Genomic DNA, 14,300 nt, shown 5'->3' with positions numbered 1-14,300 from the left:
GCCTGTTTTATTGTTACTAAACATCAATATTACGAAAAATTAAGATAAAACAGTTGGCTTATTTAAAACGGTGTGTTAACTTTGTGTAATGAGTATTGAAATTAGAATTGAATGAGCCAGCTTTCAGAAATTGTTGATTCACTAGAGAATAGGATTAGCAAGTTACTTCATAACTATAAAAAGTTAGGACAGGAAAACGAAAGATTGGCGGCTTCACTTTCAGAAATGAAAGAAAAAGAAGCAAGTTCTAATGCAGAAATAGCCGAATTACGATCAAAATGTAGTTCGTTACAGTTAGCAAATTCAATGCTTGGCAGTGACACACATAAACGAGATACAAAGCTCAAAATAAATGCTTTAGTTCGGGAAATTGACCAATGTATTACCCAGCTTTCCGAATAAAACAAATATGTCAAATCAATTAAAAATCAAATTATCGATTGCAGACAGGGTATATCCTTTAACCATTAACCCTTCTCAGGAAGAAGGTTTACGGTTAGCTGCCAAGAAGATTGAGGCGATGATCAAGCGATTTGAAAAAAGTTATGCTGTGAGAGACAAACAGGACGTTTTAGCTATGTGCGCGTTACAGTTTGCGGCTCAGGTAGAACAAAAAGATATTGATAAAACAAACGATACTGTAGATACTGAAACGCGATTAGAAGCGTTAAATAAACTATTACAGGATCATTTATCATAACGTTCTTATTATATATTACAGGTTACTGCCTACATTAATATAAAATTTGGTAAACTCAACACGAATTCTTTAAAAAGGGTGAGTTAAAGTTGTAAAAGCGGGCCGTCTTTGAGCGGATTCTTGACCAGCTTGTTAGCCCTAAACTTTTCTTTAAGGAGTTTACACAATTTCATAATATTGGTGTAGGCTTTTTTATGCACTATAATTAGCTTTCCATATGCTGAAAATTGAAAGGAAAGCGACACTTAAATAACCAAAAAATGGACACTATAATTACCATCATCATAGCTGCTGTCGCAGGTATTATTGTAGGTTTTGTGATTGCGAAATTGCTAGAAAAAAGCAATGCCTCACAACTTGTAAAAAATGCAAAAAAGAGTGCTTCTTCTATTTTAAAAGAGGCCAAAGCAGAAGGAGAAACACTTAAAAAAGATAAGATGCTTCAGGCTAAAGAAAAGTTTCTCGAACTTAAAGCCGAGCATGAAAAAGTAATTTTAAATCGTGACAAAAAGATATCAGATGCAGAAAAGCGCACTCGCGATAAAGAATCATTGGTTTCTAGCGAATTAGCTAAGACAAAGAAGCTCAATAGTGATATCGAAAAAAAGAAAAAAGATTACGATGAACGACTTGACTATCTTGAAAAGAAACAAAATGAAGTAGATAAATTACATCGTAGTCAGATTGAACAATTGGAAGTAATTTCTAGTCTTTCTGCTGAAGATGCTAAAGGTCAACTTATGGAAAGCCTTAAAGAAGAGGCTAAGACGAATGCCATGGCGTTTATCCAGAATTCTGTCGAAGAAGCTAAAATGACTGCCCAACAAGAAGCTAAGAAGATTATTATCAATACCATTCAGCGTATTGGTACCGAAGAAGCTATTGAAAACTGTGTGTCTGTATTCAATCTAGAAAGTGATGATGTGAAAGGTCGAATCATTGGTCGCGAAGGACGAAATATTCGTGCAATTGAAGCTGCAACAGGTGTAGAAATCATCGTGGATGATACACCAGAAGCAATTATTCTTTCGTGTTTTGATTCGGTTCGACGAGAAGTGGCAAGGTTATCGTTGCACAAATTAGTGACCGACGGTCGTATTCACCCAGCTCGTATTGAAGAGGTGGTTAAAAAGACGTCAAAGCAAATTGAAGAAGAAATTATAGAAGTTGGAAAACGTACAGTGATTGATTTAGGGATTCATGGTTTAAGTCCAGAATTGATTAAAGCTGTAGGGCGAATGAAATACCGATCTTCGTATGGACAAAATCTGTTGCACCACTCACGGGAAGTAGCAAAATTATGTGGTGTAATGGCAGCTGAGTTGGGTCTTAATCCGAAACTAGCGAAACGAGCAGGACTTTTACACGATATTGGTAAAGTTCCAGAAACCGAAACTGAAGTGCCGCACGCCATCCTTGGGATGCAATGGGCAGAGAAGTATGGTGAAAAACCTGAGGTGTGTAATGCGATTGGTGCTCACCATGACGAAATTGAAATGACAAGCTTATTGTCACCCATAGTTCAGGTTTGTGATGCGATAAGTGGAGCAAGACCAGGTGCGAGAAGACAAGTACTAGATAGCTATATACAGCGATTAAAAGACCTTGAGGATATTGCCTTTGGGTTTGGAGGAGTAAATAAAGCGTATGCTATCCAGGCAGGACGTGAATTACGTGTAATGGTAGAAAGTGAAAAGGTAAGTGATGAGAAAGCGGCACAGTTATCTTTTGAGATCTCTCAGAAAATCCAAACAGACATGACCTATCCTGGTCAGGTGAAAGTAACCGTTATACGAGAGACCAGAGCTGTGAATATCGCGAAGTAATCATATCTTAATTAGTATTAAATAAAAAAAAAGCAACTTTTCTTGAAGTTGCTTTTTTTTTAAAGATGTATTGTTAGTTTAAAATGTTCCCGAGTTTATCAATACCCTTGTTTACTACCTTAAAAACAGGATCTACAATGGCATTTTTTTCATCGTAAATATCATTATATCCTTTGCTGGGCTCTTCAAAAAATTTCCCAGTAATAAATCTATAATGACGATCTAATTTTGCTATTTCCTTCATGTCATCATCATCTAAATCCACATTTGCTGCCTTAAAATTCTCTTCTATGTGCTCTTCACTAGTAGATTTTGGGATCACAGCCGTACCACGTTTTGCATGCCAGTTTATTAACACTTGTCCTACAGAAGCATTATGCTTTCTTGCAATATTTTTTATCTCATCCAGTTCTAAAAGATTGGGTTCATCTTTCCCTTTCATATCATCTGACCTGTCTCCAGAACCTAAAGGTGAATAGGCAGTCATTTTAATGCCTTGACTATTACAGTATTCAAGTAATTCATTTTGCTGAAGTAATGGATGTAATTCTACTTGATTCATTTCTGGTTTGTGTTTGGCTTTTGAAACTAGATCTTTCAATTTTTCTTTACTGAAATTTGACACTCCTATATGTCGGGTCAAACGTTGCTCTTTTGCTTTTTCCATTTCTTTCCAAGTTTCAATAATAGGAACTTCTTCTAATGAAAGGTAATCTGAAGCATTGGTAGGATAATCAACTTCTGGCCTAAAAGCCACTGGCCAATGAATTAAATATAAATCTAAATACTCTAATTTTAATTTTTTAAGACTGTCTTGAAGTGCAGGAATTACATGACTTTCTCTATGGGCATTGTTCCATAATTTTGAAGTGACAAAAACTTCTTCTCGCTTAATGTTTCCTTCAGCAAAAACTTCTGCTAAAGCATCGCCAATCTCTTCTTCATTTCCGTACACTGCGGCTGTATCTATGTGACGTACTCCAGATTTTAATGCCGACTTTACAGCGTTTTTAACTTCGTTTCCCTTAGCTTTCCATGTTCCTAAACCAATAGCATGCATGGTATCATTATTGTCAAATTTTAGTGTTTTCATAGTTCTATCTAGTTTTACTTAAAGATACAAAGACAAGATGTTCTTTCCGAAGAGATAATAAGGTTTAGCTTTTATTTAACCCATACAATGACCTCTTTAATAATTTTTTAATCTTTTCTAGGATGAAATCTGTTTATCACCTCGGTAAGATGACTTTTATCAAGATGAGTGTAAATCTCTGTAGTCGTTATGCTTTCATGTCCTAACATTTGCTGAATGGCCCTAAGATTGGCTCCATTTTCAAGTAAATGCGTAGCAAAAGAATGCCGAAAAGTATGTGGACTAATCGTTTTTTTGATTCCTGCTATTTCAGTGAGATTTTTTACAATAGTGAAGATCATAGCTCTCGTAAGTCCTTTGCCCCTTCGGTTTAAGAATAACGTATCTTTTGCCTGCGGAAAAATCTCCTGGTGATTTCTAATCTCTTTTCTGTAGATGTTTATGTATTTTTTTGTGAGATTTCCAATGGGTACAAAACGTTGTTTATCCCCTTTTCCAGTCACTTTTATAAAACCTTCTTCAAAAAAGAGATCTGAAATTTTTAAATTAATAACTTCTGAAACTCTTAGACCACATCCATATAGTGTTTCAATTATAGCTCGATTTCTTTCACCTTGTGGAGTACTAAGATCTATAGACCTGATAAGCAAGTCTATTTCTTTTTCTGAAAGTGTATCGGGTAGCTTTCGTGCTGTTTTGGGACTTTCAATTAGTTCTAACGGATTGGTTTTTCTGTACTCTTCAAAAATTAGATAGTTAAAAAATCCGCGTAATCCTGAAATAATACGGCTTTGAGAAGCAGGATTCACCAGTTTTGCAACATGATATATAAATTGCTGTATTGTATCTTCAGAAATTGAAATGGGTGTTTCATCTATAGTATTTTCATTTAGCCATTGTTGCAATTTTTTAATATCCAAACTATAATTTGTAATAGAATTTTCTGAAAGCCCACGCTCTATCCGTAAGTAATTCTTATAATCTATAAGTGCTTGGTGCCATTTCATGAGTTCAAAAATAGTGGAATAATATCAGAATTAAATTAAGATAGTATTAGCAACTTATTAGTAAAAGTTATGAATCTTCCACTGTAGTTTCGTGGTATTAATTAACAAAAATTAAAAAAAACATGAAAAAATTAATAATGATTGCCGTAGTAACCGTAATTGGAGTTACTACTATACAGGCACAGGAAGTTAAATTAGGAGCAAAAGCAGGGGTGAACTTTGCCAAATTAACGGGAGATGATGTGGAAGATGCAGACGGCCGCACAGGGTTTCATTTAGGTGTTTTGGCAGAAATACCTTTTAATGAAAAATGGGCGATTCAACCAGAGATTTTGTATTCTCAAAAGGGATTGCAGTCAAAGTCAGACTTTTTTGATGGCGAAATAGAAAGTAAGTTAAGGTTAGATTATATTACAGTGCCAATCATGGGGAAATATTATTTTACAGACGCCTTAAGTCTTGAGTTTGGACCTGAATTGGGCTTTAGAGCAAAAGCTGAACAGGAAATAGAAGTAACAGGTGAAGATGATGGCGGAATAGAAGGAACTCAAGATATTAAAGATAGTGTTTCTGGATTTGATTTTGGAGCTGGAGGCGGATTAGCCTACCAACTAAATAATGGGCTGTTTTTACAGGCAAGATATATTATTGGATTGACTAATATCACTAAAGATGATGATGAAGGAGCCTTTGGGGATGATCTTACCAATTCAAATCTATCTCTATCCTTAGGTTTTAAATTTTAATGACGTATATAAATTAGTAAAAAGAGCGCTTTTTAGCGCTCTTTTTTTATTAGAAATTAAGCAGGAAAATTAGACCTATTTAATTAGTATTATGAAATAATTAACAAAAATTTTCATTATAAATAATAGTTTCGTGATTAATTAACAAACAAAAACAACAATTATGAAAAAATTATTTTTATTTACTGCAATGGCAGTATTCGGATTCACCACTACACAAGCACAGGTGATGTTCGGGGCAAAAGCCGGTGCAAATTTTGCATCAATTACTGGGAGTGATGTTAATGATGTTGACGGTCGCACAGATTTTCATGTGGGAGCACTTGCTAATATTGGTATTAACGAATGGTTTGCCATTCAACCAGAAGTAGTTTATTCTGCTCAAGGGTTTTCTTTTGATGATGAGGCAGATGTAGAACAAAGTATTAGCTATTTAAATATTCCTATCATGGCAGATTTTACCATTGCCGAGGGATTAAGTTTACAAGGCGGACCTCAAGTAGGTATTAAAGTAGGAAGTAAATTTAAAGTGGATGGTGATGACATTGATGAAGATGATGATGGAATTGAATCATTAGATATAGCTACGGGTATTGGAGCTCAATATAAATTACCAACTTTAGGATTATTTTTCCAGGCACGTTATATGATAGGATTTACAGATATTATCGAAGATGTTGATGCTTCTAACTCTGTTGTAAGTGTATCAGTAGGTTGGTTTTTTGACTAAAACAAAACTAAACTAAATAAAAAAGGGAAGCCTAAAAGCTTCCCTTTTTTATTTAGTTGAAATTCAATTGTTTATAATTTTGTTAATAATAGGGCAAATGTCTTATTGATTGGTAATTAGATATTTAAGAAATTCACACTATTAACCAATACAATAAAACCCATGAAAAATTTAGGATTATTAATTTTAGTGTTATTTGGAAGTACAACCATGTTTGCACAAGGTCAATTTAGAGCTGGCCTTAGCGGTGGTATACCTATTGGAGACGCTGGTGATTTAGCCACTTTTGCTATTGCTGTCGATTTAGGTTATTTATTAGAAATTACAGATAAACTTGATGTTGGTGGTACAGTTGGATATTCACACAGTTTTGGAGACACTATTGAAGCAGGTGGAGAAGAATTTGATATAGAAGATATCCAATTCGTACCTATTGCAGCTTCCGGGCGTTTTGAGGTAGCTACAAGTTTTACATTAGGTGCAGATGTAGGCTATGCTATAGGAATAGGAGAGGTTGAAGATGGCGGTTTTTATTATTCGCCTCGAGCACAATATGGCGTAAGCGAATCAATTGATATAGTTGTTGCATTTAGAGGAATAACTGTTGATCAAGGGGGATGGGATATCATTTCTGCAGGTGTAGAAATTGGAATTGATTAAAAGAACACCTATAAGTTTAAAAAGGAAGTCAATAGACTTCCTTTTTTTATTTTTCATGATGACATTTCGAATTCGTACCGATGATTAATCATGGCTAGTTAGAAGGCCGATATTATTAACTAAACAAAACAAATCATGAGAAAATTATTTTTACTAAGTATATTTATAGTATTAGGATGTATTACCTCTCAAGCACAGATTAGCTTTGGTGCAAAAGCTGGAGTTAATTTTGCATCGTTACAGGGTGATGATGCAGACGATATAGAGGGTCAAACAACTATTAATATTGGAGGAATTGCAAATATTGGAATTACAGAATTATTAGCTGTTCAGCCTGAATTAGTTTATTCTAGGCAAGGTTTTAAAAGTGATGAAAATGATATCACTGTTTTTTTAGATTATCTCACCATTCCAGTTATGGCTGACTTTACAATCGCTGAAGGATTAAGTTTGCAGGGAGGACCTCAAGTTGGTATTAATATAAACAGTATTATTAAGGATGATGAAACAGAGAATGAGGAAGATCTTGACAATGTTGAAGGCTTAGATTTAGGAATGGGCATTGGTGCTCAATATCGATTGCCTATGGGCCTTTTCTTTCAGGCTAGATATGTTGCAGGGCTTAACAATGTTTTTGAAGATATAGAAGGGGAGAGCGTAGATGCTAAAAATTCTGTTATTAGTGTTTCGATTGGCTGGTTTTTTTAATAAAGAATAAACGTTAGTGTGAATTTTGAAACGGAAGCAATTAGCTTCCGTTTTTTTGTTTTGATGACATTTTAAATGATTTCCGATGGTTAGCCAGGGTTGAAAAAACAATCCATACTATTAACCAAACATTTAGAATCATGAAAAAATTATTTTTATGTAGTACAATCGCATTATTTAGTGTCATCGTTACTAACGCTCAAGAATTTCATTTTGGTGCAAAAGCTGGACTTAATTTTGCCTCAGCCAGAGGGGACGATGCAGAAGACCTAGAAACAAGAACAAGTTTTAATTTTGGAGGTGTTTTACATATTCCGTTTGATGAAAAACTTGGATTTCAGGCTGAGCTTTTATATTCTGGTCAGGGATATTCTATTGAGGATGAAAACAATGGAGACCTAAACCCTAATACACAAACCATTGTTTTAGAAAGAGCAAATACTAATCAAATTGGACGTGTAGCTGCCGCAAGTAATGATGGAGTAATACTGGGCTATATCAATATACCTTTATTAGTAGATTATAAAATAATTGATGCACTCAGCATACAGGCTGGACCAGAAATTGCTTTTAATGTAAGTAGTAAAGCAGATTTTGGAGGGAATGAAGTTGATTTAAAAGATCAAACCAGCGGAACATCTTTTAGTGCTTTGTTAGGAACTCAATATAAATTACCAATGGGAGTTTTTTTTCAGGCACGATATGCTTTAGGCCTTAACAATATTCCAAAGGATGATGCTTTTGAAGCTAAAAATGCTGTTTTTAGTATCTCTGCAGGATATTTTTTTAATTAGTACGTATTATATTTAATGAGACGGAAGCTAAATTGCTTCCGTTTTTTTATGATTATATTTGACGTATGAAAATCATCATCATTAACGGTCCAAATATTAACTTATTGGGAACACGGGAGCCAGAAATTTATGGGTCAGAAACTTTTCAAAATTACTTTAGTACGCTTCAGTTTAAATATCAGGATTTGGAGTTATCCCATTACCAATCAAATATTGAAGGAGAACTTATTTCCAAACTTCAGGAAGTAGGGTTTGAGTATGATGGGATCATTTTAAATGCTGCCGCTTACACACATACTTCTGTAGGTATTGGTGATGCAGTAAAAGCAATAAAAACACCTGTGGTTGAAGTTCACATTTCTAATACATTTGCAAGAGAAGAGTTTCGTCATCATTCTTATATTTCTCCCAATGCAAAAGGAGTTATCCTTGGTTTTGGATTGCAGAGCTATGATTTGGCCGTACAGAGTTTTTTAAAATAGATTAGACCAAATCAAACAAAAAAAGTTCCAAACTCAATTTGAATTTGGAACTTTTTTAATTTTATTTAAAGTCTCACCTGCCTGTCGTGCCTCTGGCAGACAGGCGTCTCACGTCTATAAGTGTATCACCTCTCCATACGCATCGGCTACAGCTTCCATAACCGCTTCGCTCATCGTAGGGTGTGGGTGTATCGCTTTTAATACTTCATGTCCTGTAGTCTCTAATTTACGTCCTAAAACAGCTTCAGCAATCATATCGGTTACGCCGGCGCCAATCATATGACATCCTAACCATTCACCGTATTTAGCATCAAAGATTACTTTTACAAATCCGTCTTTTGTTCCAGCAGCGCTCGCTTTTCCACTGGCTGAAAACGGAAATTTACCAACCTTCAGATCATATCCGGCCTCTTTTGCTTGCTTTTCGGTCATCCCTACACTGGCAATTTCAGGAGTTGCATAGGTACACCCTGGAATGTTTCCGTAGTCAATAGCTTCTACATGCATACCTGCAATTTTTTCAACACAGGTAATACCTTCGGCTGAAGCAACATGTGCCAACGCAGGTCCAGGTACTATATCACCAATGGCGTAATATCCTGGAATGTTAGTCTGATACCAGTCATTCACCATAATCTTATCACGATCTACCACGATACCAACATCTTCTAACCCTATATTTTGAAGGTTACTTGAAATACCTACTGCTGAAAGTACTACCTCAGCTTCAATAGTTTCTTCCCCTTTTTTAGTTTTTACAGTCGCTTTTACTGTTTTGCCTGAGGTATCTACTTTTTCTACGGAAGCATTTGTCATGACATTGATGCCCGCTTTCTTAAACGAACGTTCAAATTGTTTTGAAACATCATCATCTTCAAGCGGTACTAAGGTTGGTAAAAACTCAACAATGGTCACCTCGGTTCCCATAGCGTTATAAAAATGCGCAAACTCCACTCCAATGGCACCACTACCAACAACTATCATAGACTTTGGTTGTTTTTTTAGAGTCATTGCTTCACGATATCCTATTACTTTTTTTCCGTCCTGCGGAAGGTTAGGTAATTCTCTTGAACGAGCTCCTGTTGCAATGATGATGTGATCTGCAGCATATTCTTTTCCATCAACATCGACTTTCTTACCTGGTTTTAACTTTCCGAAGCCCTCAATTACATCAATTTTGTTTTTCTTCATCAAAAATTGAACACCTTTACTCATTCCATCGGCGACACCTCGGCTACGATCAACTACTTTCGTAAAATCCTTATCAGCATCTTTCAGTGTTAATCCGTAATCTTCAGCATGTTTTAAATACTCAAAAACCTGGGCACTTTTAAGCAATGCTTTGGTTGGAATACATCCCCAATTAAGACAAACGCCCCCTAAACTTTCTTTTTCTATAACTGCTGTTTTAAAGCCTAATTGTGAAGCTCTTATTGCTGTAACATATCCTCCTGGACCACTACCTAAAACTATGATGTCGTATTTACTCATTGTATTTATTTCAAATTATATGTGTCACAAAATTACGAAATGTATTCTACAAGCACTAAAAAAGAAATTCCAAATTTCTTGAATTTGAAATTTGGAATTTAATATCTGAAATTTAAACCGATTTATTTTTTATCAAAATCGATTGATAACGAATTGACACAATACCGTTGTCCTGTTTGAGTAGGCCCATCATTAAAAACATGTCCCAAATGACTTCCACAATTTGCGCAGAGAATTTCAGTTCTAATTATTCCTAACGTTTTGTCTTGAACATATTCTACCGAGCCTTCTATGCTCTCGTCAAAACTGGGCCAACCACATCCGCTATCAAATTTACTATCACTTTCAAACAATGGAGTATTACAGGCGCCGCATTTATAGGTGCCATCTTCGGCAGTAAGATTATATTTTCCGGTAAAAGGACGTTCGGTTCCTTTTTCACGTAAAATTCTATACCGCTCATTACCTAATTCTTTACGCCACTCTTCTTCTGTTTTTTGTATAGGATATTTACTAATCATCATTCTTCGTTTTCTGCTACAAACTTTAAAGCATCCCCGTTAATACAATGCCTTTTTCCAGTAGTCTCTTGAGGTCCATCATTAAAAACATGACCTAGATGTCCACCACAAGTAGCACAATGCTCCTCGGTGCGGGCTATACCTATGTTATAATCGGTAGAAAAAGCTACATTGCCTTCAATTTCGCGGTCAAAACTTGGCCAACCAGTACCACTGTCAAATTTGTGTTCGCTTTTAAAAAGAGGTGTGCTACAGGCTGCGCAAACATATGTGCCTTCTTTTTTAATGTTGAGTAAAGGACTTGAAAAGGGTCTTTCGGTACCAGCTTCGCGAAGAATATAAAATTGTTCTGGGGTGAGTTGTTCTTTCCATTCTGCTTCCGTTTTAACAACCGCAAATTCCTCTTTTTTTGAGTCTTGAGCAGGTGACTTGCAGCTAAAAAGAAGCATTGCTGCGAATAATAAGATTATTTGTTTCATAGTATAATTTTTAAATGTTAGGTAAAAGAAAACTTCCGTAAAAAAATAGTTTTCTAACCACCGCTTAGTAGTTGAATTTACTAGTTCCTTACGGAAGAGATCCTTAAAAATTCCTTAAAGTTTTAGAACTCAAGATTGAATTGTTCAATTGCCTGATCCATGGTAAGGTTGGCGTTTGCAAATTCTGAAGGCACCACGACAAAACGAAATGTCTGATTGTCTGTAAATCCTGTAGATAAAGCAATTGGGTCGTAGTTTCCATCGATCAAGACCTGTAGATCAACAAAGGTATGATTAAACACATATTGAATGATATCGCCATTTTGTAAAAAGAAATTTTGTGGCAATTGACTCCACACGTCTGTTCCATTGACAACCTCCTCTAAGCGATAAGCCAAAATAGCATCAGATTCGAAAACCTCGACATTTCCTGGGATTGGAATAATTCCGCTATCGTAAATATTATCTTGATTTAAATCAAGAGTAGTTGTAACTTCAAAAGTCTGACCTAAAAAGAAATTATTGTTTTCAATAATTTCATCTCCACAAGAAGAGAGTGTTATACCTGTAATTACTGTAAGTGCTAAGAATATTTTTTTCATGATATTATATTTTTTAGTGTAGTAATCAAAAGCTGTTCCATTTTTTTTAGTGGCTTATTTGTTTTAGCTTAATTTTAATAAAATCTAACACAGGAATCCTTAATTTTATAGAGTAATAAAAAATCTAACAATTATGAAATATTCAAAAATACTTTCCCTAATCGCTATTGCTGTTGTTGCATTTGCATGTACTACAAATCCTTTCACAGGAAAAAAAACGTTGGCATTAGTACCTAATTCACAAATTCTCCCGATGGCGTTTCAGCAATATGATCAATTCCTTTCTGAAAATAAAGTGGTAAAGGGTACTTCCCAGTCACAAATGATACAAAATGTAGGTCAGAAGATCGCTACTGCTTCTGAGCGTTATTTAACTGCTAATGGATATGCAGGCTATTTACAAGATTATCGATGGGAGTATAATCTTGTGGAAGATCCAGCCGTTAATGCATGGTGTATGCCTGGCGGAAAAATTGTTTTTTATACTGGTATTATGCCTATCGCACAAGATGAAGCAGGTGTCGCTGCAATTATGGGACATGAAGTAGCTCATGCTTTAGCAAATCATGGTCAACAACGTATGAGTGCAGCCCAGTTACAACAGATTGGTGCAGTTGCAGGAAATGTAGCCTTAAGTAAAAACCCTGAAACCCAACAAATATTTAATTCGGCGTATGGTATAGGCACTCAAGTAGGAGTGATGTTACCTTTTAGTAGAAGTAATGAGACCGAAGCAGACAGAATTGGATTAACACTTATGGCGATTGCCGGTTATGATCCTATAGTAGGTGCAGAATTATGGCAACGTATGAAAGCCAATGCAGGAGGCGGAGCCCCACCAGAATTTTTGAGCACACACCCTTCTAGCGATACTCGTATTGCAAACATTAGACAATGGGCGCCAGAAGCGAAAGCAGAGGCCAGAAAATTTGGAGTTACAACTTTTAGAAAATAATAAGTCGTTACCATATAAATGTTTAATTTAGAAGCCACCTTAGGGTGGCTTTTTTAATTCTCGATATTCATTTAGTTTATGGCAGATCTAGCAAAAGGAAGTAAAAAATTATTAAATGCATGGGCATTTTATGACTGGGCTAATTCGGTGTATAGTTTGGTCATTGCTTCTGCAGTTTTCCCCATATTCTACGGTACGCTATTTTCAAGAGCAAATGTAGAGACTGTAACTGTTTTTGGAGGAGCCATTCGAAGTACACCTTTAATAACCTATACCACTGCGGCAGCTTTTTTATGTGTCGCTATAATGTCTCCATTACTTTCGGGGGTAGCAGATTATGTAGGTAATAAGAAGAACTTTATGAAATTCTTCTGTTATTTAGGTGGATTGTCTTGTATTGCATTGTATTTCTTTAGTTTAGAAAATATCTATATAAGTTTACTTTCTTATTTTTTTGGTTTGATTGGCTTTTGGGGAAGTCTGGTTTTCTACAATTCGTATTTACCAGATATTGCTCATAAAGAACAGCAGGATCGTATTAGTGCAAAAGGATATTCGCTTGGATATATTGGAAGTGTTATCCTTTTAATTCTCAATTTAGCCATGGTGATGTTTCCAGGAGTGTTTGGCTTTGATATTAGTATTCCGCAATCTATAGCAGACACAGGAACAGATGCCGAAATAGCCACTGCTATGGAAACAGCAAAGGGAGCAGCTTCAATTAAAGCCATGCAGGTTAGTTTTATTACCGTGGGTATTTGGTGGATTGGTTTTGCTCAGTATTCATTTTATTTTCTTCCGAAGGGATACAAAACAACTCATAAAGTAACGACTAAAGTACTTTTTAATGGTTTTAAAGAATTGAAAAGTGTTTATAATTCTCTTTCAGAAAATATTAAATTAAAAAGATATTTGGCAGCATTTTTTGTATACAGTATGGCAGTACAAACAGTCATGCTTGTAGCAACCTATTTTGGAGAACAGGAAATAGGCTGGGGAGGTGACGATGAAAAAACTTTAGGTCTTATAGTAAGTATTTTGATCATACAGTTAGTGGCAGTTGTAGGAGCGGTTTTAACCTCCAGAGCATCTTCAAAATTTGGTAACATACCTACTCTAATTGTAATAAATTTGGTTTGGGTAATTATTTGTGTTGTAGCCTATTTCATTTCGGCTCCTATACAATTTTATATAACTGCGGGATTCGTTGGATTGGTCATGGGTGGTATTCAATCTTTGTCTCGATCCACCTATTCAAAATTCTTGCCTCAAACAAAAGATACTACTTCCTATTTTAGTTTTTATGATGTTGCCGAAAAAATAGGGATCGTTGTTGGAATGCTATTATATGGTATTATTGATCAGGTAACTGGAAGCATGCGAAATTCTATCCTTTTCTTGGTGCTTTTCTTTGCTATTGGAGTTTTCCTTCTTTTCAGAGTGCCAAAAAATACCACTACATAAACAATTTTTAATTAAGTTTGCGTTTAAGTAGCATACAAATCT

17 protein-coding genes and 1 other RNA gene are annotated in these 14,300 nt (G+C 35.4%); 12 read left to right on the top strand and 6 right to left on the bottom strand.

The features are described from left to right. Positions 1–111 precede the first annotated feature (111 nt). The 4 genes from ACFQO1_RS06655 to rny all read left to right on the top strand — a co-directional run bounded on the left by ACFQO1_RS06655 (position 112) and on the right by rny (position 2,526). Positions 112–402, top strand: a complete 291-nt coding sequence (locus ACFQO1_RS06655) for a hypothetical protein (RefSeq protein ID WP_380217202.1) — start codon at positions 112–114, stop codon at positions 400–402. 7 nt (positions 403–409) lie between these two features. Then, the gene (locus tag ACFQO1_RS06650) at positions 410–700 is read left to right on the top strand and encodes a cell division protein ZapA (RefSeq protein WP_380217201.1); all 291 of its coding nucleotides are present in this window, start codon (positions 410–412) and stop codon (positions 698–700) included. 53 nt (positions 701–753) lie between these two features. Next, positions 754–861: non-coding RNA, 6S RNA (ssrS, locus tag ACFQO1_RS06645), on the top strand. Between the two features lie 99 nt (positions 862–960). Further along, positions 961–2,526, top strand: a complete 1,566-nt coding sequence (gene rny, locus ACFQO1_RS06640) for a ribonuclease Y (RefSeq protein WP_380217200.1) — start codon at positions 961–963, stop codon at positions 2,524–2,526. Positions 2,527–2,599: 73 nt separating this feature from the next. Here the strand turns inward: rny and ACFQO1_RS06635 are convergent, their stop codons facing one another. Together ACFQO1_RS06635 and xerD are read right to left on the bottom strand one after the other, a co-directional pair. After that, complete coding sequence (locus ACFQO1_RS06635; RefSeq protein WP_380217199.1) at positions 2,600–3,619, bottom strand: aldo/keto reductase; 1,020 nt, start codon at positions 3,617–3,619, stop codon at positions 2,600–2,602. Positions 3,620–3,726: 107 nt separating this feature from the next. Beyond that, the gene (xerD, locus tag ACFQO1_RS06630) at positions 3,727–4,626 is read right to left on the bottom strand and encodes a site-specific tyrosine recombinase XerD (protein WP_380217198.1); all 900 of its coding nucleotides are present in this window, start codon (positions 4,624–4,626) and stop codon (positions 3,727–3,729) included. Between the two features lie 122 nt (positions 4,627–4,748). On the opposite strand from xerD, the gene ACFQO1_RS06625 reads away from it, so the two are divergent. From ACFQO1_RS06625 to aroQ, 6 genes are all read left to right on the top strand, one after another. Continuing rightward, on the top strand, positions 4,749–5,372 hold the full coding sequence (locus ACFQO1_RS06625) for a porin family protein (protein WP_380217197.1): 624 nt from the start codon (positions 4,749–4,751) through the stop codon (positions 5,370–5,372). 163 nt (positions 5,373–5,535) lie between these two features. Beyond that, complete coding sequence (locus tag ACFQO1_RS06620) at positions 5,536–6,102, top strand: porin family protein (RefSeq protein WP_380217196.1); 567 nt, start codon at positions 5,536–5,538, stop codon at positions 6,100–6,102. Positions 6,103–6,264: 162 nt separating this feature from the next. Beyond that, positions 6,265–6,762, top strand: a complete 498-nt coding sequence (locus ACFQO1_RS06615) for an outer membrane beta-barrel protein (RefSeq protein ID WP_380217195.1) — start codon at positions 6,265–6,267, stop codon at positions 6,760–6,762. Between the two features lie 135 nt (positions 6,763–6,897). Continuing rightward, positions 6,898–7,470 carry a porin family protein gene (locus tag ACFQO1_RS06610; protein ID WP_380217194.1) on the top strand — a complete coding sequence of 191 codons (573 nt, stop codon included), beginning with the start codon at positions 6,898–6,900 and terminating at the stop codon, positions 7,468–7,470. A 140-nt stretch (positions 7,471–7,610) separates the two neighbouring features. Continuing rightward, positions 7,611–8,264, top strand: coding sequence for a porin family protein (locus ACFQO1_RS06605; protein ID WP_380217193.1), 654 nt, complete (start codon positions 7,611–7,613; stop codon positions 8,262–8,264). Positions 8,265–8,329: 65 nt separating this feature from the next. After that, positions 8,330–8,746: a type II 3-dehydroquinate dehydratase gene (aroQ, locus tag ACFQO1_RS06600; RefSeq protein WP_380217192.1), complete on the top strand. Its 417-nt coding sequence runs from the start codon at positions 8,330–8,332 to the stop codon at positions 8,744–8,746. A gap of 114 nt (positions 8,747–8,860) precedes the next feature. Here the strand turns inward: aroQ and lpdA are convergent, their stop codons facing one another. From lpdA to ACFQO1_RS06580, 4 genes are all read right to left on the bottom strand, one after another. Then, on the bottom strand, positions 8,861–10,237 hold the full coding sequence (gene lpdA / locus ACFQO1_RS06595) for a dihydrolipoyl dehydrogenase (RefSeq protein WP_380217191.1): 1,377 nt from the start codon (positions 10,235–10,237) through the stop codon (positions 8,861–8,863). Between the two features lie 122 nt (positions 10,238–10,359). Beyond that, on the bottom strand, positions 10,360–10,761 hold the full coding sequence (gene msrB / locus ACFQO1_RS06590) for a peptide-methionine (R)-S-oxide reductase MsrB (protein WP_380217190.1): 402 nt from the start codon (positions 10,759–10,761) through the stop codon (positions 10,360–10,362). After that, a complete protein-coding gene (msrB, locus tag ACFQO1_RS06585; protein ID WP_380217189.1) occupies positions 10,758–11,237 on the bottom strand; it encodes a peptide-methionine (R)-S-oxide reductase MsrB in 480 nt (159 codons plus the stop codon). Before msrB (ACFQO1_RS06585) ends, msrB (ACFQO1_RS06590) begins: the two co-directional genes overlap by 4 nt. 122 nt (positions 11,238–11,359) lie before the next feature. Next, on the bottom strand, positions 11,360–11,839 hold the full coding sequence (locus ACFQO1_RS06580) for a collagen-like protein (protein ID WP_380217188.1): 480 nt from the start codon (positions 11,837–11,839) through the stop codon (positions 11,360–11,362). 133 nt (positions 11,840–11,972) lie between these two features. Here ACFQO1_RS06580 and ACFQO1_RS06575 point away from each other — a divergent pair, with 133 nt between their 5' ends. Beyond that, positions 11,973–12,794, top strand: coding sequence for a M48 family metallopeptidase (locus ACFQO1_RS06575; RefSeq protein ID WP_380217187.1), 822 nt, complete (start codon positions 11,973–11,975; stop codon positions 12,792–12,794). A gap of 78 nt (positions 12,795–12,872) precedes the next feature. After that, a complete protein-coding gene (locus ACFQO1_RS06570; protein ID WP_380217186.1) occupies positions 12,873–14,258 on the top strand; it encodes an MFS transporter in 1,386 nt (461 codons plus the stop codon). The last annotated feature ends 42 nt before the right edge of the window (positions 14,259–14,300 follow it).

Source organism: Jejudonia soesokkakensis (assembly GCF_042664795.1).
Classification (GTDB): Bacteria; Bacteroidota; Bacteroidia; order Flavobacteriales; family Flavobacteriaceae; genus Jejudonia; species Jejudonia soesokkakensis.
This window is presented reverse-complemented; position numbering and strand designations above follow the sequence as displayed.

Coding starts and splice junctions, on each gene's coding strand:
- msrB (WP_380217189.1), bottom strand. CDS start 11,237: ATGAAACAAATAATCTTATTATTCGCAGCAATGCTTCTTTTTAGCTGC.
- ACFQO1_RS06620 (WP_380217196.1), top strand. CDS start 5,536: ATGAAAAAATTATTTTTATTTACTGCAATGGCAGTATTCGGATTCACC.
- ACFQO1_RS06650 (WP_380217201.1), top strand. CDS start 410: ATGTCAAATCAATTAAAAATCAAATTATCGATTGCAGACAGGGTATAT.
- ACFQO1_RS06575 (WP_380217187.1), top strand. CDS start 11,973: ATGAAATATTCAAAAATACTTTCCCTAATCGCTATTGCTGTTGTTGCA.
- lpdA (WP_380217191.1), bottom strand. CDS start 10,237: ATGAGTAAATACGACATCATAGTTTTAGGTAGTGGTCCAGGAGGATAT.
- xerD (WP_380217198.1), bottom strand. CDS start 4,626: ATGAAATGGCACCAAGCACTTATAGATTATAAGAATTACTTACGGATA.
- ACFQO1_RS06655 (WP_380217202.1), top strand. CDS start 112: ATGAGCCAGCTTTCAGAAATTGTTGATTCACTAGAGAATAGGATTAGC.
- ACFQO1_RS06615 (WP_380217195.1), top strand. CDS start 6,265: ATGAAAAATTTAGGATTATTAATTTTAGTGTTATTTGGAAGTACAACC.
- ACFQO1_RS06610 (WP_380217194.1), top strand. CDS start 6,898: ATGAGAAAATTATTTTTACTAAGTATATTTATAGTATTAGGATGTATT.
- rny (WP_380217200.1), top strand. CDS start 961: ATGGACACTATAATTACCATCATCATAGCTGCTGTCGCAGGTATTATT.
- ACFQO1_RS06625 (WP_380217197.1), top strand. CDS start 4,749: ATGAAAAAATTAATAATGATTGCCGTAGTAACCGTAATTGGAGTTACT.
- ACFQO1_RS06635 (WP_380217199.1), bottom strand. CDS start 3,619: ATGAAAACACTAAAATTTGACAATAATGATACCATGCATGCTATTGGT.
- ACFQO1_RS06580 (WP_380217188.1), bottom strand. CDS start 11,839: ATGAAAAAAATATTCTTAGCACTTACAGTAATTACAGGTATAACACTC.
- aroQ (WP_380217192.1), top strand. CDS start 8,330: ATGAAAATCATCATCATTAACGGTCCAAATATTAACTTATTGGGAACA.
- ACFQO1_RS06605 (WP_380217193.1), top strand. CDS start 7,611: ATGAAAAAATTATTTTTATGTAGTACAATCGCATTATTTAGTGTCATC.
- msrB (WP_380217190.1), bottom strand. CDS start 10,761: ATGATGATTAGTAAATATCCTATACAAAAAACAGAAGAAGAGTGGCGT.
- ACFQO1_RS06570 (WP_380217186.1), top strand. CDS start 12,873: ATGGCAGATCTAGCAAAAGGAAGTAAAAAATTATTAAATGCATGGGCA.